The sequence below is a fragment of the Gemmata obscuriglobus genome, from assembly GCF_008065095.1.
GTDB lineage: Bacteria > Planctomycetota > Planctomycetia > Gemmatales > Gemmataceae > Gemmata > Gemmata obscuriglobus.
Genome location: NZ_CP042911.1, coordinates 1,972,150 through 1,991,412, shown reverse-complemented (window position 1 = coordinate 1,991,412; position 19,263 = coordinate 1,972,150). Strand labels below are relative to the sequence as shown.

At 69.0% G+C, this 19,263-nt stretch carries 16 protein-coding genes; 11 read left to right on the top strand and 5 right to left on the bottom strand.

From position 1 onward, the window contains the following. Nucleotides 1–215 precede the first annotated feature (215 nt). Entirely contained in the window at nt 216–473 is a 258-nt protein-coding gene (locus tag GobsT_RS08340) for a hypothetical protein (protein ID WP_010041651.1), read from the top strand. Between the two features lie 166 nt (nt 474–639). On the opposite strand, the gene GobsT_RS08335 is transcribed toward GobsT_RS08340, so the two are convergent. From GobsT_RS08335 to GobsT_RS08325, 3 genes are read right to left on the bottom strand one after another with little or no spacing between them, the layout of a single operon-like run. After that, nucleotides 640–1,581 carry a DUF1559 family PulG-like putative transporter gene (locus tag GobsT_RS08335; RefSeq protein WP_010041653.1) on the bottom strand — a complete coding sequence of 314 codons (942 nt, stop codon included), beginning with the start codon at nt 1,579–1,581 and terminating at the stop codon, nt 640–642. Next, nucleotides 1,578–1,925 (bottom strand): hypothetical protein, encoded by a 348-nt coding sequence (locus GobsT_RS08330; protein ID WP_010041654.1) that lies wholly within the window; start codon nt 1,923–1,925, stop codon nt 1,578–1,580. The genes GobsT_RS08335 and GobsT_RS08330 overlap by 4 nt, the downstream gene beginning before the upstream one ends. 8 nt (nt 1,926–1,933) lie before the next feature. Continuing rightward, nucleotides 1,934–3,019: a hypothetical protein gene (locus tag GobsT_RS08325; RefSeq protein ID WP_010041655.1), complete on the bottom strand. Its 1,086-nt coding sequence runs from the start codon at nt 3,017–3,019 to the stop codon at nt 1,934–1,936. A gap of 386 nt (nt 3,020–3,405) precedes the next feature. On the opposite strand from GobsT_RS08325, the gene GobsT_RS08320 reads away from it, so the two are divergent. The 8 genes from GobsT_RS08320 (at nt 3,406) to GobsT_RS08285 (ending at nt 11,377) form a co-directional block, all read left to right on the top strand. Then, nucleotides 3,406–4,011: a hypothetical protein gene (locus tag GobsT_RS08320; protein ID WP_029600963.1), complete on the top strand. Its 606-nt coding sequence runs from the start codon at nt 3,406–3,408 to the stop codon at nt 4,009–4,011. 113 nt (nt 4,012–4,124) lie between these two features. After that, on the top strand, nt 4,125–5,090 hold the full coding sequence (locus GobsT_RS08315; protein ID WP_197905106.1) for a DUF1559 domain-containing protein: 966 nt from the start codon (nt 4,125–4,127) through the stop codon (nt 5,088–5,090). A 65-nt stretch (nt 5,091–5,155) separates the two neighbouring features. Next, nucleotides 5,156–6,556, top strand: coding sequence for a hypothetical protein (locus tag GobsT_RS08310; protein ID WP_010041660.1), 1,401 nt, complete (start codon nt 5,156–5,158; stop codon nt 6,554–6,556). Beyond that, nucleotides 6,553–7,458: a redoxin domain-containing protein gene (locus GobsT_RS08305; protein ID WP_010041663.1), complete on the top strand. Its 906-nt coding sequence runs from the start codon at nt 6,553–6,555 to the stop codon at nt 7,456–7,458. Before GobsT_RS08310 ends, GobsT_RS08305 begins: the two co-directional genes overlap by 4 nt. Before the next feature lie 79 nt (nt 7,459–7,537). Continuing rightward, the gene (locus GobsT_RS08300) at nt 7,538–8,983 is read left to right on the top strand and encodes a serine/threonine-protein kinase (RefSeq protein ID WP_081471689.1); all 1,446 of its coding nucleotides are present in this window, start codon (nt 7,538–7,540) and stop codon (nt 8,981–8,983) included. Between the two features lie 272 nt (nt 8,984–9,255). Next, a complete protein-coding gene (locus GobsT_RS08295; RefSeq protein WP_010041668.1) occupies nt 9,256–9,903 on the top strand; it encodes an RNA polymerase sigma factor in 648 nt (215 codons plus the stop codon). A gap of 122 nt (nt 9,904–10,025) precedes the next feature. After that, nucleotides 10,026–10,829: a hypothetical protein gene (locus tag GobsT_RS08290; RefSeq protein WP_010041670.1), complete on the top strand. Its 804-nt coding sequence runs from the start codon at nt 10,026–10,028 to the stop codon at nt 10,827–10,829. 2 nt (nt 10,830–10,831) lie between these two features. After that, complete coding sequence (locus tag GobsT_RS08285; RefSeq protein WP_029600965.1) at nt 10,832–11,377, top strand: hypothetical protein; 546 nt, start codon at nt 10,832–10,834, stop codon at nt 11,375–11,377. 21 nt (nt 11,378–11,398) lie between these two features. Here the strand turns inward: GobsT_RS08285 and rdgB are convergent, their stop codons facing one another. Then, nucleotides 11,399–12,010: an RdgB/HAM1 family non-canonical purine NTP pyrophosphatase gene (gene rdgB, locus GobsT_RS08280; protein ID WP_010041674.1), complete on the bottom strand. Its 612-nt coding sequence runs from the start codon at nt 12,008–12,010 to the stop codon at nt 11,399–11,401. 378 nt (nt 12,011–12,388) lie between these two features. Here rdgB and GobsT_RS08275 point away from each other — a divergent pair, with 378 nt between their 5' ends. Both GobsT_RS08275 and GobsT_RS08270 read left to right on the top strand, forming a co-directional pair. Beyond that, nucleotides 12,389–14,593 (top strand): DUF4394 domain-containing protein, encoded by a 2,205-nt coding sequence (locus GobsT_RS08275; protein WP_010041676.1) that lies wholly within the window; start codon nt 12,389–12,391, stop codon nt 14,591–14,593. Between the two features lie 231 nt (nt 14,594–14,824). Beyond that, nucleotides 14,825–17,749 carry a DUF4394 domain-containing protein gene (locus tag GobsT_RS08270; protein ID WP_109571212.1) on the top strand — a complete coding sequence of 975 codons (2,925 nt, stop codon included), beginning with the start codon at nt 14,825–14,827 and terminating at the stop codon, nt 17,747–17,749. A gap of 15 nt (nt 17,750–17,764) precedes the next feature. Here the strand turns inward: GobsT_RS08270 and GobsT_RS08265 are convergent, their stop codons facing one another. Then, nucleotides 17,765–19,114, bottom strand: a complete 1,350-nt coding sequence (locus tag GobsT_RS08265; protein WP_148087654.1) for a GumC domain-containing protein — start codon at nt 19,112–19,114, stop codon at nt 17,765–17,767. Between the last annotated feature and the right edge of the window lie 149 nt (nt 19,115–19,263).

Genomic DNA, 19,263 nt, shown 5'->3' with positions numbered 1-19,263 from the left:
CCGCAGTTCCGGTCCTGCGCATCGTATCCGCTACCGCGCGAAAAATCCGCGCCCTCGTGTTGACAATCACCTTGCGTCGCGCAATATCGAAAGTGTACAAAATATCACTAATCAACCTGCGCCGGGTGCGCCCGGTACTGGGTCGAAGTGTTCCGTTGCCGCGCCGGGTTTCTGGCCTTATCCCGTTGCGGTCCAATAAAGAAGGTGACGGCCCCATGTCGCACTGGATGAGTTACACCTCTTACTCTCCGTACTTCGACGGTGGCGACATGGCCGATGACGAGGTCGAGTTCCTGCGCGCGATCGCCGAGTTTCAGAAGCGGTTCGGCCGGCGCTACCCGACGTGGCTCGAGGTGTTGCATGTCGCGCGGTGTCTGGGGTACCGCAAGGTGGCAGCCCCGGTGCCGATCGAGCGCCCGTTACCGCCACGCCGAGAAAAGGGAACGCCCAAAACGCCGACTGGGACCGACTGACGGGGCGAAGCCCGTCCGTCGGCACCAGCCAGCTTCTGCGCGTGTTGTAATATCTGCCACAGAGTCTGGACACACCAGCGTCGAGTTGCGCCCGGCTACTGACCGAAAACGCTGTCCGGGCCGAGGGCGATATTGGACTGCCATGCCAGCCCGACGTGCTTCGGAACTAGTCCGGAACGATTTCGCCGCCGGCACGGGTCGCCAGTGCGGGTAGAATGTCGGCCGCCGCGTAGGAGAGGAACCGGACCGCGCCGTCCGCGAAAGCGAACTGTCCACCGCCACCGTGCGTGCTCCAAAAATGGTTTGCGTCGCATCGGTTGCTCAACCGCCCGGGGCCGAACCGGAACGGCCCGCGACAGCCGTACCAGTCGCCGTCGTCGCGCGCGTGCATTGAGCCGATCGCCCCCCCGCCATAATTCGGGTCGCTCACCAGCGCCGGGTCGTCAATGATGCTTGCGTACCACGTGCCACCGAGGTACCGCCCCCAGGGCGGTTTTTCACCGATCATCACGGTCGCACTCGCGCCGTCGGTGATTTCGGCCAACCGCACTCCGAGCGGCCCCCGCATCACGCCGTCGGAGCCCGCCGGCCGCGTCACCCCATCGGCGCCTTCGTGTCCGGCCCGCGCGACGCCACCACCGACGCCTTCGTACGAGCCGTAAGCGGCTGTGTACCCGCGGTCGTCGGTAAGAGGAGCGGCCAACCGCCCGTCGGCCGGGCACGCATACACTTTGACGACCGTGGACAAGCCGACATGCGGCGGGTTCCGATTCGCGTCCGTTGTTACCCGATACGCCGCCTCAGTTTGTGCCCAAAGAGCGTCTTGATCGAGGTACGGAAGGAGCCGTACCGGCCAGCGAACAACCGGCCACGCGAGCGAACCCGGAGGGCCGTTGAGCGAGTCGTAGGCCGCCGGGAACGTGCCTCGCGCCTCGTGGTAGTGGTGGGTCGCGAGAGCGATCTGTTTCAGGTTGTTCGCGCACGCGAGTCGGGCCGCCGCCCCGCGTGCCGCCTGGACCGCAGACAGGAGCAAACCGATCAGGACACCCGTCACCCCGATTACGACCAGAACTTCGACAAGAGTGAAGGCAGTGCGCGTGCGGGTCATGGTTTCGCCCCAACGGTTGTCACCGGGATGGTCAGCGTGAACGAGCCGTCCCCCACCCGAACCATCCCGGTCCCGGCGACAGGCAATTCCGGAGCGGGGTGGCCGGAGTCGGAAGCATCGGGCGACACCAATCGGACATCGAACCGGTCCGGTTGCAGACCACCCACCGATTGGACGCGCCGATTGAGGGCACCGTTGTTGCGGAGCCGGACGGTCATTCTCGTCGGTTGCTCGAGCGGGATGTCGCCGAGTACGACCGCGGTCGGGCTGGCGACCAGTCCACCGGTAACGCGTGGGAAGACGCCCGGCACGGCCCGGTCGGGGAGGAAACCTATCGTTCTCATGGGCGACCTCAAGCAGTAGAGTTACGGCGAGCACGCACCCGGCTGACGACGGCCACACCGGCCGCAAGAACAAGAAGCACAAGCGAGCCGCTCAGCACCCAACGACCGGTCGAAACTGGTTCGGACGTGGACGGTACGGCGGGGGCGTCCGCCGGCGCGACTTTCGGCGCCGGCGGAAGGGGGGGCGGGGCCGCCGGCCGCATCACCCCCAGCGGCTTCCAATCCGAATCGATCGGCCCTTCCTTGCCTTCAATTCGGTCGTGCAACGTCGTTCCCCTCGGTACTTGCGGAAGCGCCAGTGCGTCGGGCGGCAACAGCTTGTTGATGGTTACGTCTGTGAGCGTGGCAACCGTGGCGGAAAACATCTCCCCGTTACGAAAGTGTTCGCGCCGCACCTTAACGGGAAAGACGACACCCGGTTGCGGCTCGATAAAATCGAGAACCTGAAGCACGCTGTAGCGAGAGGTCGGCAGGTCGGGACGTTCAACTAGCACTCGGCAGACCAAATAATTGCGGCCGATGTCGTGCCAAAGCGTCACACGCTCCTTCGCGCCGCTCGGGTACGTTGCCGAAAACCGCAGCCGAACGCACTCGCGGCCGTCCAGCTTCTCTCGATCTGCCCGCACGGGGCCGTCTGCCGCTGTCAGGAGCTGGTCGAGATCCAGTTGCCCCCCGGCCGGGCCGGTGAGTTCAATCAACATTTCGCGCCACACATCGCCCGGGCCAAAGAACGCGTTTCCCGGCGCGCGGAAAGCGACCGCAGACGGCCCAGCCTTCCCCGCCTTCCACGACCGCCCGATGTGGCGGATTTCGCCCCCTTTCATCAACAGGTCTTCGGTGTGGCCACCTTCCCGGCCTTCCCGAATGCGGGCGACACCGCCAGAACGGCTGTACTTTGCTTGAGTCACGATCTGGCGATCCGGATGAATTTGCTCACTGGTCAGCGTCGCAGTGAGCGTCTGGATCGACTCACGAGCCGCCCGGTGTCCGTCCCGAACCTGGCGGACGAGGTCATCGTCCGCCACCGCCACGAGGGGCACCGAAAGCACAAGCAACGAACCAAACGCGAACCGAAGCGTGCCGTTCCGTGACATCGGTGCAGACCTGTAGAGCGGGGGGTACAACGAACGCTGTTTTTAGTCACTCAGGGATTTGTCAGTGGGGCCGGGACGGGAAGTTGGGGGGTGGGGACTGGGAACGGTGGAAGAACAGAAGTAAACGGTCATCTCACATCCCACCTTCGCGCCGTTCTGACACGTCCCAGCGCATCAAATGTAGCCGTAGTTGTCGTCGCTGTTAATACGACTCGTCGCCACGGTCTCGGGTCAGCATGTTCCGAACTCAACTGTTGCGGTGAAAACACACGAGTTCCGCGATCACACGTGCCCTTTTGCACCCTCCGCGGCTTCTGCGGGGTCGGTGCTGGCGTTGTGGGGCGGCGGCCGTAAAATGCCTGTACCTTCCCACCCTGAATGCCCGAATGCGGCTCTCCCGACCACGACTGACCAACGCCCTCCGTCACATGGTGGCGGTTGCGGCACTGTTGGCACAGGTGATCGCGGCCACCGGGGCGCCGGTCCTCGTTCGCCCTGCGAAGGGCGGGCCAGGGGCGATCCCGTTTCCGTGCCAGAGCCACCCGTGCGGCTGCCAGACCAGCGAGCAGGGCTGGGCCGGCGACTGTTGCTGCTTCACGCTCGAACAGAAGCTGGCCTGGGCCGAAGAGCGCGGGATCACGCCGCCGGAACACGTCCGCCCCACGGTCGCGGCGCGGCAGCTCGCCCGCACGAGCAAACAGACCTGCTGCACGAAGAACACAAAATCCTGCTGCGAGAGCGCCCCGCACGCGGACGGCGAGCACGAACCCCAGGCGAGCAAGCCGGTCGTCCGGTGGGTCGCGGGGATGTTCGCGCAGAAGTGCCGCGGCGAAGGCCCCGGCGGGCTGCTCAAGCTCGAACTGATCTCGGTTCCCGCGCGGCCCGTGGCACCGCGCGGGGCGTTTGCCCTGGCCGATTCCGTCCGTGAACCGGCCGTCCACATCACCCCCGTCTCGTTCCGCCCGCCGACCCGGCCCCCGCGAATCTCCTGACGTTTCCGTTGCTTTCGTTCGCGACCCGCTCGCCCCGGGACCGCGCGCACCGACCGAACGTCCGTGTCGGCTCGTACCGGCACGTCCCGCACGTACATCAGGAGATTCTCACCGTGAACAAGCGTTCCGGATTTACCCTCATTGAGTTGCTCGTAGTGATCGCGATCATCGCGATCCTGATCGGCCTCTTGCTGCCCGCGGTGCAAAAGGTCCGCGAGGCCGCCGCACGGATGAAGTGCCAGAACAACCTCAAACAGCTCGGGCTGGCCGCGCACAACTACGAAGGAGCGATGGGCCAGTTCCCGGCCGGGGCGACGCAGAACGCCAGCCAGTGGGCGTTCTCGTTCCAGGCCCAGTTGCTGCCGCACGTCGAGCAGGACAACCTCCGCAAGCTGGTCGATTTCACGCAGGCCATCACACTCGGGAGCGGCGGGTCGCAAACCCTCAACCCCGTTCACGCCACGCCCGCGAAATCGCCGGTCGGGCTGTTCCTCTGCCCGTCCGACGCGGGGCCGGTCCTGTACCAGAACAACTTGGCGGACTGGACGCCGAACAACTACATGGTGAACATGGGCACCGGCGTGACCGTGCAATCGCTGGCTAACGCGAACGACGGCATCGTCTGGTACACGTCCAAGCTCCGCATCACCGACGTCACGGACGGCACGTCGAACACCCTGCTGATGGCGGAGGCGCTGCGCGGGAACAACATCCAGACCGAGCCCGCCTCGGCCCCGATAGAGCCGCTCCGCCAGTACGCCAGCTTCGGCGGCCAGGGCGCGCTGCTCGACGAGGCCACGTGCGCCACCGCCACCCGGTGGGCCGGGAACCGCGGGAGCAGTTGGCTGTGGGGGCGCGAGTTCAACGTCTGCTTCACCACCACGCACCGGCCGAACCAGCGGGCCATCGACTGCGCCCGGAGCGGGGCCGGGTTCTACAAGGCCGCGAGCGCGCACACCGGCGGGGTGAACGTGCTGCTGTGCGACGGCAGCGTTCGGTTCGTCCGCGACGCCGTCGACCTTGCCGCGTGGCGCGCGGCCTCGACCCGCGCCAGCGGCGAGGTGCTCGGCGAGTTCTGACCGCCCGTCGGGCGGTCGTTACGACCGCCCGGCATCTCCACCGTTCAACACAAAGGATTCAGCCGATGATCGCGACAGCACCGGACGCCCGCCCCGGCTGGGCAAAGTACGCCGTTCTGTTCGTCCTCGCGGCCGGCGGCCTCGGGGGCGGGTTGTACCTCGCGGGCGGGCCGCCCGAACCGCCGCCACCGACGGCCGGGGAAGCGGCACCGCCCACCGCCCCGTGCCGCTTCGCGCTCAGCGCGGCCGACGCGAAGGACACGCTCGAAGCCCCGACGCTCGCCACCGACGCGGGCGGCCGGGTGTACCTCGCGTGGGCGTCCCGCACCGGCGACGACGAGCGCACCCTCTACCTCACCCGCTCCGACGACGGCGCCCGGCACTTCGCCCCCGCGCGATCGGTCGCGCGGTCGGGCGTGTTCAAAGCGGTCTCGCAAATGAAAGGCAAGACCGTCACCCGCGAGCTGCGCATGGTGCCGCACCTCGTCGCCGCGGGGCCGGCGCTGCACCTCGCGTGGACCGAAACGGTGCCCGGCGGGAACGGCGTGCGCATGGCAGCGGTCGAGTCGCGGGACCGGGGCGACACCTTCGGGGCACCGGCTCAGGTGCATCGCGGGGCCGGGGCACGGCCCACCTTCACCGCGCTCACCGCCGGCCCGGACGGGGCGCTGCTCGCGTCCTGGCTGGACAACCGGAACAAGGCCCAGCAGTGTTTCGCGGCGGTGCGCCCCGCCGGCGCGGCCGCGTTCGAGCCCGAAGCGGTCGTCCACACCGGGGACGACGACAAAGGGGTGTGCCCGTGCTGCCCGACCGCGAGCCTGGTCGCACCGGACGGCACGGCCTACGTCGCGTTCCGCAACGTCGCGAACGGCTACCGCGACATCGCGCTGGGCGTCAAGCGCCCCGGTGCGAATTCCTTCGACGTGGTTCCGGTGGTGCCGCCGACGTGGGCGTTCAACGGGTGCCCGCACGACGGCCCGTCGCTTGCGCTCGTCGGGGACACGCTACACGTGGCCTGGATGGACGCGCGCACCGGCTCGCAGCGGTGCTACCACGCTTCCGCTCGGCGCTCGGATCTGAAATTCACCGCACAAGAGTTGAACGCGGGCGCGGGCGGCACGCAGGGCAATGCCAAGTTGTTCGCGGACGCCACGGGCACGCTCCACGCCGTGTGGGAGGAGAGCAGCGGTGCGGAACCGGCTCCCGCACCCAAACACCAACACGAGCCCGTCGCGCCGACGGTGGGGGCCGGAGGCGGGCGCGCGATCATGCACCGCGCGATGCCGCCGGGGGCCGCACAGTTTGGCGCGGCGCGGGCCGTTGCGCCGAAGACCGGCGCGTTTCAGACGCGCCCCGCAATCACCGGCACCCCGACCGGAGAAATCGTGGTCGCGTGGAACGAACTCGACGAGAGCGGCAAGGCCGTAACGGTCGTGCCGCTCGCAGGGGCAGGAGCAGTGAAATGAAGCGCCTCTCGTTCCCGCTGCTCGCCGCGGTCCTACTGGTCGCGACCGGCGCGGTCGGGTGGGGAATCGGCACCTGGCGCAAACGGGCGGTTGGACCCGCACCCGCGCCGGACCAAACCCAACCCGCGCCCGCGCCAGTCGCGGACCGCGGGCCGCTCGTGTACCAGATGTACTGCGCGTCGTGTCACGGCCCGGACGGGCACGGTGACGGGACCGCCTCAGCCGCGTTGCGCCCGCCGCCGCGCGACTTCGCCGCCCGCCCGTGGCGGTTCGCGCCCACACCCGAAGCGATCCGGAGGGTCACGTTCGACGGCATTCCGGGGACCGCAATGGCGTCATTCCGCTCCCTCCCGCCGGCCGATCTGGACGCGGTCGTTGCGCACGTCGAGCGGCTCGCGGCCGGCGGGGGCGGTTCCGTAAAGCCGCTTTCCGCGGACGCACAGTTGCTGGCCGCCGCCGGGTTCACAGACCTCACCGGCGCCGCGCCGCCACCGCTGTCGCTGCTCGACGCGCGTGACCGCACGACGCGGCTGGCCGACCTGAAGGGGCAACTCGTCCTCCTGCACTTTTGGGGCACCAACTGCACGCACTGCGTCAAAGAGGTTCCGGCCCTTCAACGACTGGAGCATGAGCACGCCGGCCGCCTCAAAGTGCTGCACGTTTGCACGGACGCCGACACCCCGGCCGACGCGCAGGCGGTGCTCGACAAGTTCGCCCCGGGCGCGCCCGCTCTCGTCGAGGCGAGCGGGGTCGGGGCCGCCCGGTACGAGGTGCAGGCGCTCCCGACGGTCTGGCTGATCGCCCCGGACGGTACGGCGGTCGGCCGCAGCAGCGGGGCGAAGGACTGGGCCGCCGGACCGCAAACGAAGTTGCTCGCCCGGTGGCTCCCGCCCGCGAAATGATTGTGATGGCGCGGAACGCGAGCTAGACTGCGCCCGGTGCTCGCGTTGCCCATTTCCGCCCCTCCGCGCCGAGGACATCATGTTCGGCACGTCGCCCCCTGTCTCTCTTGCCTCGTCCGCCCCGGACGAGGTGTACCACCCTTTGGACCTCCCGCCGGGGACCGTACTCGGCCGCTACCGCCTCGACTGCGCCATCGGCCGCGGCGGGATGGGCACGGTGTACGCGGCCTGGGACCTCGACGAGGAGCGATGGGTCGCGGTCAAGGTGCTCGGCGGCGCCATTTCCGACCCGACGCTGTTCGGCCGGTTCCAGCGCGAGGCCGCAACCGTTTCTAAACTCAAGCACCCCGGCATCGTCGAACTGTACCACGTCGGCCAGACCGCGCAGGCGTGCTACATCGCGATGCGCCAGGTGCAGGGGACGACGCTCCGCGGGTGGCTCAACCGCCAACCACGCGGAGCGGCCCCGCCGCACGCGGAGCCGCAACCGCCCGGGCCGGCCGCGCCGGAACGGCTGAAGGACGCGCTGCGCGTGTGGCGCGACCTGGTTGCGGCGGTCGCTTACGCGCACTCAGTCGGGGTGGCGCACCGCGACCTGAAGCCGGAAAACGTAATGGTCGAACCGGACGGGCGGGTTGTGGTGATCGATTTCGGTCTCGCCCGGTCGTTCACCGACACCACGCTCACCACGCACAGCGGCCCCATCGGCACGCCGATGTACATGGCGCCCGAGCAACTCGGCGGGAACCCCGCGGGGCCGGCGTCGGACGTGTACGCGCTCGGCCTGATCGGGTACGAGCTGCTGTCCCTCACGCTCCCGTTCCGGGGCCGAACGGTCGAGGCCCTGCTGGGCGAAGTGCTGCACAAGCCGATCCCGCCGCTCGCGGGGCGCAACCCGGCCGTGCCGCCCGACCTGGCCAACGTCGTCCACCGCGCCACCGCCAAATCCCCGGGCGAGCGGTACGCGGACGCGGGCGAGTTGCTCGCCGACCTGGACCGCCACCTCGCCGGCGCGCGCGTGACCGCGACAGGGTACCGGTACCGGTTCAACCCGATCGAGGTGTTCGCCGCCCGCCCGCGGGGCGTGTCCGCCGCGGTGTACGCGAACTTCGCGTTCGGCGCGTTCTTCCTGATCTGCACGGCGTTCCTGCTGCTTAGCAAGCCGACGAGCAACGACCTGCCCGAGTTCGCGGGCATCGCGGCCGTACACCTGTTCGCCGGCGGGCAAATGTCGACCGGGCGCCGGTGGGCGCGGGTCGGCGGTTGGTGCGTCGTGTGCCTCACCCTGTGGCTGATCGCGGTTTCGGTGTCCCGCGAGCCGTCCACGCTGCTGTTGGCGCTCGGCGCGCTGTTCTTGGCCGTCGCCGCGGCGAACTTGGTAGCCCTGTGTTCGCCCCGCGGGCGGGAGTGGTTCGCGCTCGCCCAGGAGAAGCGCCGCGCGTTCGAGCTTGAGCGGTCGGGAGCCGCGGCGCCCGGTGCCGGAGCGGAGCCACCGCATTCGCCGGCACAACCGGACCTCCTGTAGCGGCTGTCGGCCCAAAATTCTCCCCGCCCGCCAACGAACCGCCGCCGGCCCCGTTGTACCCTGCGAACGGGGCGGAACGGGCGCAAGATTCAGCCGGTGCTGGACAACCGGCCGCACGGGTGGTTAAGGTGGATGAGGAAGTTGCCGGTGCGCTGTGCGAGCGCGGCCGCGGGGGATCAGCCCTCGCGAGCCTGGCCAATGTGTAAACACGGCCGCGGCAACAAACGAATGCACCAATCGCCTTGCCTCCCTGATCGCCGGACGAACGACGCGTGACCCGTGAACCGGACCCTGCCCTCCCCGGGGCGGACGGCGAACCACTCGCAGGTTCCCCCTCCGAACCGCTGTCCGCGGAGGCCGAATGGATACGGGCCGCCCAGAACGGCGACCGGTCCGCGTTTGCGTTGCTCATCGACGCGTACTGGGACCGGCTATACCGCTGGCTGTACCACCTGACCCGCGACCGGCACACCGCCGAGGACCTGACCCAGGAAACGTTCCTGCGGGCGCTGGCCGCGGTGAAATCGTTCCGGCCGGGCAGCAACTTCCGGGCGTGGGTGTTCCGCATCGGGCACAACAACTTCGTGAACCAGAAGCGGTCCGAGCGGCGCACAAAGCACCAACTGTCCGACGAGACGCCCGCGCCGGCGTCGGAAGGGAACTCGGCCGAGAGCGCCGCGGAGAACCGCGAGGCGCTGGAGGTGGTGAGCCGAGCGGTCGCGGACCTGCCGTCCGATTTCCGGGCCGCCCTGCTGCTCCGGGTCGAGGAGGGGCTGTCGTTCCGCGAGGTGGCGAAGGTGCTCAACACGACCGAGGAAACGGCCCGGTGGCGGGTGTTCAAGGCCCGCCAGAAGCTGATGAAGGTACTCTCCCCCGAGTTGCTCCCACCCGGCGCGGTGCCGGAAGAGGCGAAAGAATAAAAGTAGCGGCCGCGAAATGCACAAAAGTCGAACGCCAGGCGACGAACAGTGTTACTAATTAACATCATTCATTCCGTCGCCCTTGTGTGCTTTTTTGCGGCTGTGCTGTCCTTGGTGTCGAGATGAACTGTCAGGCCGTTCAGAACCAGATCATCGCCCTGGCAGACCCGCGGCACCTGCCGCCGTCGCTGCTCGCGCACGTCAGCACGTGCGAAGCGTGCCAGGGTTGGGCGCAGCGCGCCGCGCGGCTCGAGTCGATGCTCAAGCGGTTGCCCGTGCCGTCCGCCCCCCGCGACCGGAAAGAGGCGCTCATCGGCGAGCTGATGGCCGCCGACCCGGTCATCCGGCCGATGGTCGCGCCGGCGCCGCGCCCGAGCGTTGTGGCCCCGCTGGCGCGGCTCGCGCGTGAGCACCCGTCCTCCATCGGCGGGCTGGCGGCCGCGGTGCTGATCACGGTCGGGCTCGTGTGGTACGGCACCCGGCCGCGAACCGTACCGCACGAGTTCGTGGAGTCGCACGAGCACCCGCTCCTGCGGAAGATGGTGGCCCGCGACGTGGCGCTGACACGCGCGGACGGCCCCGCCAAGCGGCTCGAGGTGCTCGGCGGGATGGCCGAGGACCTCGCCGGGGAGACCCGCGGCATGGCCCGGATCGCCCCGTCCGCGGAGCTGAAAGACTTCGCCCGGTGGTACGATAAAGTGGTGAAGGACGGCATGGTGCGGCAGGTCAAGGAGCTGCCCCTTCACATGGACGCCGGCGAGAAGCGGCGCCTGCTCGACAACCTGAAAGGCCGCCTGGAGGCGGACGCGGCCGAGGCGGACAAGCTGGCAACCGAGGCCCCGCAGGACGCGCAACCGACACTCAAGCGGATGGCGGACACGGCCCGCGAAGGCGCGCGGGAGCTGTCGCTCGCCAAGGGGAGATGACGATGGCCCGCTGGGCGTACATCACCGCCGTGTTCGTCGCTCTCGCGGCGTGGGCCGGCGCGCAAGGCCCGGGGGCCGCTCCGGCGCCGCTGAGCCCCGCCGACCAGCTCCGGCTCCTCAAAGCGAACGGCACGCTGATCGACAACCTCGTGGACCACGGGGTCCAGTTATCCCGCGCGGACACGCCCGAAGACCGGGCGCAACAGTGCCACAAAGCCGCCAGGGTGCTCGCGAGCGCCGCACAGCACGCCGCCGACAGGCAAGAGGCCGAACGGGTGGCCGAACTCACCGGCCTGTTCCACAACGTGGTTCGCGACGCGCTACTCCCGACGCTCGCGGACGGGAACCGGCTCGTCACCCCGGGGTCGCCGAGCGAGCGGAAGTTGCTTGAGACCCACGCCGCACTTGTACAGGACGTGCGCGATCTGAAGGCCGCGATTCCCACAACCGGGAAGGTCGCCGAAAACGATCGCGTCCGCGCCGAACTCAAGAAGCTCAACGAACTCGGGGAAATGAAACTGCCCGCGGGCCGGCGGCCGAACGACTGACTGCCGACGTGCCCCGCGCCGCTACGACAGTTCGCCCTTGACCAACCGCTCCATCACCGGGCGTAGCTCCGCGAACGCCTTCGCCCGGTGGCTCATCTGCTGCTTCACCTCCGGCGGCAACTCCCCGAACGTCTTCCCGTACTCCGGCACCAGGAACAGCGGGTCGTAACCGAACCCGCCCGCCCCGCGGCGCTCCTCCACAATGGCCCCGTGGCACCGGCCCTCGACCGATGCAATGACTTTGCCAGTAGGGTCAGCGAGCACCGCGGTGCTCACGTAATACGCCGCCCGGTCCGCGCCACCGAGGTGCGCCATCTCGCGTAGCAGCTTGTCGTTGTTGGCCTGGTCGTCGCCGTGGGTTCCCGCGTAGCGCGCCGAGTACACGCCAGGCGCGCCGCCCAGCGCGGGGACGCACAGCCCGCTGTCCTCGCCGATCACCCATGCGCCCAGCACCGGCGCGAGTTGTGTCGCCTTGAGGGCCGCGTTCCCGACGAACGTGTCGGCCGTCTCTTCGACCTCCGGCGCGTCCGGGTACGGCGTCAGGTCGGTCAGGTCCAGGGGAAGGTAGCCGAGCAGGGCAACCATCTCCTTCAACTTCTTCTTGTTCCGGCTTCCGAGCACCAAGCGAATCATGACGGATTCCGTTGCAGAAATGGCGGCACAAAGTAGGCAAACGGCTACGCAAGCACGCACCTTGACGCACAGTACAGTTCCCATCTCAGGGTCGCGCAAGGTCTCACTATGGGCAACGTGGGCCACTCGATTAAGTTACGAAGAAGCTGGAAAGCAAAGAGTTACTGCGTGCCGCTTAGGTGATCGTTGAACCGGGTTTGTGGTTTCTGAGGTGCTCTGCGGTAAACTGCGTAAATTTGATCCCTCCCAGGTTCTCTACCCTTCTGCGCCGCGTCTCACGTTCTTCAGCGAATTCCGAAAAAACTCCGAACTCGTGTGGGGATTTAGAACGGTTCTTCCGATTACACATGACAAATTCCCGTTCCCATAGAGGGTGTCATGAGCGCATCACTACGAGCCGTCGCGGGCGTTCGACTCGGCTGCGAGACCCTGGAAGACCGGGCTACACCGGCGGCAGCGTACGCGCTCAGCGGGGCCAGCCTGCTGGCGTTCGACACCACCAACGCGGATAGCGTGACCTCCACTGCGGTTACCGGGGTTGCCACCGGTGAGACGCTGGTGGGCATTGACTTCCGGGCCGCGGACGGCCTGCTGTACGGGCTCGGCGTCAACGCCGCCACCGACACCGCCACCCTCTACACCATTTCCCTCGAAAGCGGAGCCGCGACAGCGGTCGGGACCGCCGGGACGATCGCGTTCTCGGACGCCTCGGACAACCCGGTCGAACTGCCGGCGCCGGCGTCCGCGAACTACGGCGTGAGCTTCGACCCGGCCGCGGACCAGCTCCGCGTCGTCACCGGAACCGGGCTGACGTTCCGGGTTGACCCCGCAACCGGCGCGGCGATTGATGGCAACAACGGGCTGGCGGGGAGCGTTGCCGGCACCAACCCCGACGGCGCCGTCAACGGCCTGCCCTCCGGCTCCACCGGCGTTTCGGGCACCGCTTACACGACCGCCGCGCCCGGTGCTCCGGTCACGCAGTACACGCTCGACGTTGCCAGCAACTCGCTCTTCATCCAGGGGAGCGGCAACAGCGGCACCCAGAGCGGCCAACTCGCGGTCACCCTTGACGGTGCCCCGCTCGACTTCACCGCGGTGAAGGGGTTCGACATCCCCGGCGACATCAGCGTCACCGAACCCGGGACTCCGGCGACCGGTAAGGCCGTGGCCGCACTGGTCGTCGGCGGCACCACCCAGGTTTACGAGATCGATCTCGCCACGGGAGCCGCGACCGAGATCGGCGCCGCTCCGGCCGGCACCCGGAGTCTGGTGCTGAGCAGCACGATCGTGCAGATGGCCGAGGTCGAGTTCGCGAGTGCGGAGTTCACCGCGACCGAAGCGGGCCGGGTTGCGGAAGTCACCCTCACTCGCACCGGCGATTTGAGCGCCGAGCTGACCGTGTCGGTGCTCGTTACCGGTGGTACCGCCACCGAGGGCGTTGACTTCACCGGCGTAACGTCGGCAGACGCGCTGTCCGTTGTCGGCGTATCGTATGTCGTCACGTTTGCGGCCGGCTCGGACACCGCCACGCTGAACATTCCGATCACCGACGACGGTGTGGCGGAATCGGACGAAACCATCACGCTCATGCTTTCGACGCCGTCGGCGGGCGCCGTCGGCGAACAGGGCACGGCCGTGGTGACCGTCAAAGACAGCGGCGGTCCGGCGCCGATGCCGGTCGGGTCGAGTTCGGAGCCCTTCGTCGCGGTCGGCTCCGGGGTCGGGACCGGACTGGTGTACCTGCTCAACGCCGACGGCACCCCGCGGGGCGGGTTCATGCCCTACGGCCCGACGATGAACGCGGGCGTGAAAGTCGCCACCGCGGACGTAGACGGCGACGGGGTGCAGGACGTCATCACCGCCCCCGGGCTGTTCCTGTCGCACGTGAAGGTGTTCTCCGGTGCGACCGGGGCGGAACTGTACAGCTTCAACGCCTTCGACCCGTCCTGGTACTTCCTCGGGATCAACATCGCGGCCGGGGACGTGAACGGCGACGGCAAGGCGGAGATCCTCGTCGGCACCGCGACCGGCTCGACGCACGTCAAGGTGTACGACGGCGCCACCGGCACGGAGGGGCTCAACTTCTACGCGTTCGCGGGGTCGCTGACCGGCGTGACGCTGGCCGCCGGGGACGTGAACGGCGACGGCAAGGCGGACCTCGTGGCCGGGTCCGGGGGCGGCATCAGCAACGTGAAGGCGATCGACCTGAAGAGTGGCGCCACGCTGTACAATTTCGTCGCGTACCGCGGGTTCGTGAACGGGGTCACCGTGGCGACCGGGGACATCGACGGCGACGGGCTGGACGACATCGTCACCGGCACCGCGCGGGGCGGGGCGCAGGTGAAGGTGTTCAACGGTCGGAACGGCGACGAGATGCGCAGCACCTACGCGTTCCCGATGGTGTTCGGGGGCGGGGTGAACGTCGCGACCCGGGACGTGAACCGGGACGGCATCCCGGACGTGCTCGTGAGCGCGGCCGATTTCACCGACCAAACGAAGGTGTTCGACGGCTCCAGCGGCAAGGAGATCAACAGCTTCCTCGCGTTCGGAGTCGAGTTCCCCGGCGGGGCGTTCATTGGCTGATCACCCAATGGCACCACCGCGGGCGGCGCAACGATTGCGCCGCCCGCGGCCGTTGTATCGTTCTGTTCCTTGGACCGGGACGATTGTTGGGATGGCTATCCTCGCTATTTTACCCATCTATTCATTTTCGGTTTCTGTTCGCTCGAACCTCTCTGTATACAAGAGCCAACATCGCGCTAGATTTGCGCGGCGCGATGTTCGGTTGCACCACGACTATCCCCGAGAGCCGTTATGCGTCACACTCTCCGTACACCGAATGTGGTTCGGCTGAACTGTGAATCCCTCGAGGACCGCACAACACCTGCGACTGCGTTCGCGCTGAGCGGGACCAGCCTGCTCTCCTTCGACACCGCCGCCCCGACGGTCACGCAAACGACCGCCATCACAGGGGTCACCGGGAGCGAGACGCTGGTGGGGATCGACTTCCGCCCGCAGAACGGCCTGCTCTACGGGCTCGGAGTTAACGCCGCCGCCGACACCGCAACCCTGTACGCCATTTCCACCCGCACCGGGGTCGCCACTGCCGTCGGCACCGCCGGCAGCATCGCGTTCACCACCGACGGCACGACCGTCGTCGACCTGCCGGACCCGGCCACAGTTGGCTACGGGTTCGACTTCAACCCGGCGGCGGACCGCGTCCGCGTGGTGGCCGGGTCGCTCAACTTCCGGGCCGACCCGAACACCGGCGCCGGCGTAGATACCGACAACAACGCCGGCAACGGTATTAACCCCGACGGCCCCGTCAATACCGGCACCACCAGCGTGGATGCCGCCGGGTACACCAACAACCAGCCCAATAACGGCAGCATCACTACCCTGTACACGCTGGACGCGACCAGCAACAGCCTGTTCATCCAGAACCCGCCTAACGCCGGCACCCAGGTGAGCGTCCAGACGATCACCCTGGGCGGGTCGACGCTCGACTTCACCGCGGTCAACGGGTTCGACATCCCGGCCGGCGTAAACGCCCCGTCGAGTAACGCGGCTGTCACCGCAGGGTCTGCCTTCGCGGTTCTAAACGACGGCAGCACGACCGGCCTGTACAGCATCGACTTGGTCAACGGCCAAGCCACGCTGATCGGCAACGTGGGCACCGGCGCGACCGCCGTTCAAGGGCTGGCGATCCAGAGCGACCAGGGCGGGTTTCCCGCAATCGCCCTGAGCGACGACGGAGCCTCACTGCTGCGGTTCAACACAGCGTCGCCCGGTACCGTCACCACACAGGCCATCAGCACCGGCTCGCTGGCCGCGAACGAGGTGCTGGTAGGGATCGATTTCCGGCCCGCCACCGGGCAGTTGTACGGGCTAGGTGTCAACGCCACGGCCGACACCGCCACCCTCTACCTGATCGACCCGCAGACCGGCGCACTGACGGCGGTGGGCACTCCGAGCTCGATCACCTTCTCCGGCGTCGACTTGCCGCCGGCGACGGCGGGCTACGGGCTCGACTTCAACCCGACCGTGGACCGGCTCCGGGTGACGACCGGCTCCGGGCTCAACTTCCGCGTGAACCCGAACACCGGCGCGCCGGCGGCGGCCACGGTTGACGGTGCCATTATCGGCCTGCCGGCCGGCTCGACCGGTGTCTCGGCGACGGCGTACACCAACTCGTTCGGCCAGCCCCTCAGCGGCGGGGTTACGACCCAGTACACGCTCGACGCCGCCAGCGACAGCCTGTTCATCCAGAACCCGCCCAACAACGGCACCCAGACGGCACGGATCCCGATCACGGTCGGCGGCGCGCCCATCGACTTCACCGACGTGAACGGGTTCGACATCCCGGCCGGCGTTCGCGTGGGCACGTCCAACACAGCCGTCACTTCGGGCACCGGCTACGCCGCGCTGACCGTGAACGGGGTCACGCGGCTCTACGCCATCAACCTGGTGACGGGCGAGGCCACCAGCCTGGGCAGCGTCGGGGCGGGTGCGACCGCCCTGGCCGGGCTGACGCTGGCGGCCGCCCCGGCCGGCACCATCTCGTTCGGGCTCACGACCTTCAGCGCCACCGAGGGCGGAGCGGCCGTTGTCACCCTGTTCCGCTCCGGCGGTTCTAGCGGCGAGGTGACCGTGACCGTAACCGTGACGGGCGGCACCGCGACCGCGGGCACGGACTTCGCCAGCGGGCCGTACACGGTCACCTTCCCGGACGGTGCGACGGCCGCCACGCTGACCATCCCGTTCACCGACGACACGCTTGCGGAAGGGTTGGAGACCGTCACCCTTGCGCTCTCCGCCCCGACCGGCGGGGCCGTGCTGGGGGCGCTGACGACCGCCACGTTGAGCGTCAATGATAACGACACCGCGGGCGCCGGCTCGGTGGCGGCCGGGCCGGTGGTCGTCATCACCCGGGCGGACGGCACCTCCACGACCGTCACCCCGTTCGCCGGGTTCCAGGGCCGGGTGACCACCGCGTCCGGTGACGTGAACGGCGACGGGGTGAACGACGTCGTCGTCGGGGCGGGCGTGAACGGGCACGTGAAGGTGCTCGACGGTAGCACCGGGGCCGAGGTGCGCTCGTTCTTCCCGTTCGCGGGCTTCACCGGCGGCGTGTACGTCGCGGCCGGCGACATCAACAACGACGGGTTCGATGATGTCATTGTGGGGGCGACCATCAACGGGCACGTGAAGGTGTTCGACGGCAAGACCGGGGCCGAGGTGCGCTCGTTCCTCGCGTACCCGGGCTTCCCGGGCGAAGTGCGGGTGTCCTCCGGCGACATCAACAACGACGGGTTCGACGACATCATCACCGGGGCCGGTGCGAACGGGCACGTGAAGGTGTTCAGCGGGGCGACCGGGGCCGAGATCCGGTCGTTCCTGGCGTTCCCCGGGTTCACCGGGGGCGTGAACGTGGCGTCCGGCGACGTCGATAAGGACGGGACCGACGACCTCGTTGTGGGGGCGGACGCCAACGGACACGTGCGGGTGTTCAGCGGGGCGACCGGGGCCGAGATCCGGTCGTTCCTGGCGTTCCCGGGGTTCGCCGGTGCGGCCCGGGTGGGCGCGCGGGACGTCAACGGGGACGGGGCCGCCGACCTGCTCGTGGGCGCCGGCCCGGGCGGCTCCGGGCGGCTCCGCACCTTCAACGGGGTGACGCTCGCGCTACTGTCCGAGGTGGCGCTCAGCGACCCGCTGAACCTCGGCGTCTTCGTCGGCTGATCGCGCCCGCGAACGTTACCGCGGGCGGAGCGCGTGGAACACCAGCCCGGTGAGCTGGAACGCGGTCGCCAGCACGAACGCGGCGCCGAACGCCCGGGCCGCCGCGCCGAACGCCAGCCCCCAGCGCCACGGCCGGCGGACGGGGTCCACCACCGCCGGCCCGGCCGGGCGGGCGCGAGGGGTTTCGGCCGAGCCGTCGGCCCGCAGTTGGGCGAGCTGCGCCCCGATCTTGTCGAGGTGCTGCTGGAGCGGCGCCAGCTCCCGGCGCACGCTCTCGGCCGCGGCCCCGGTCACGTGGGCCGCGGCGATCGCTTTGCGCAATCCGTCGCATTCCTGCCGCAACCCCTCTTGCGCGGCCCGGGCGACCGCCAGCCGCAACTCGACATCGGCCAGTTCGCTCGCCGCCCGGTGCGTGTCGGCCTCGCGCAGAAGCGCGTCAACCTCCTTACGCACCGGCAGGCGCGCGGCCGTGAGTGCGGCCGTGGCCTGGTTCAGTTTGGCTTGCAGGTCTCTGAGCGATGCCTCGCTCGCGGTCGCGGCCCGCTCCTTCTCCAGCGCCACCGCCGCGGTGGCGCGCTGGGTCAGCAGCGGGGCCACGCGCGGGTCCGCGTCCACGAGCCGCAGCGCTTCGACCGGGTCCGGCGCCCCGCCGTCCGCCCGGCGCGCCTTGAGCGCCTCGGCGCGGCGCTCGAGCAGCAGCCGCTCGGGCGTGCCCCGCGCGAGGTCCGTTTCGGCCCGAACGAGTTGGTCGCGGAGCGCCGCGTCCCCGCCGCTGGCGTGGGAGACCACCTTCAGCGTCTTCTCTTGCAATTTCATTTCCGACTGCAACGCGGATTCGACTTGCTCGAGCTGGCTCACCCGCTCGTTGCGAGTCTTGTGGTCGCGGGTGGCCAGTTCCTCGACGAACCGCGCCACGATCCGGTCGAGTACCGCCGCGAGTTCGTCCGGGGCGTCGCCGAACAGCGCCACGGTTACGATGCCGCTGTCGGCCGCTTCGACGGTGAGCCGGCGCTCCAGTTCGAGGACCGCAGACCCGTCCGCGGCGTCGGGCGCTTCGAGCGCGCGGGTGAGCAGGGCGCGGTCGCGGAACAGGAACGCGGCCCGCTGCCGCTCGGCGTCGGACACGGCGGGCTCGCCGGGCGCCGGGCGCAGCAGCACCCGGGCGGTGGCCCGGTACGCGCCGCTCGGGTGCTCGTCGGGCGCGTCGACCAGGCTTATGAGACCCATGACCAGGGCCGCGACGAGCCCCAGCGCCAGCCCCGGGAACCACCACGGGGGCGGAGGCAATCGGAGCGGTTCGGGGGCGGGAAGCGGTTCGGGAGCAGGAGCGGGGGCTGGTGCTGGTTCGGGCGATGCGTCAGACACGCGGGTTCGCTCCTTTGGTACGCGGCATAAGGGGTGCGAAGTCGCCCGGCGCGTGGCCGTGCGCGAACGGTTCGCGGCGCCCGGTCCTGGCCCGGCGGTACACGGCTGATGGCACGCCCCGGTGTAACGGCGGCGGGGGAGTTCGCGCC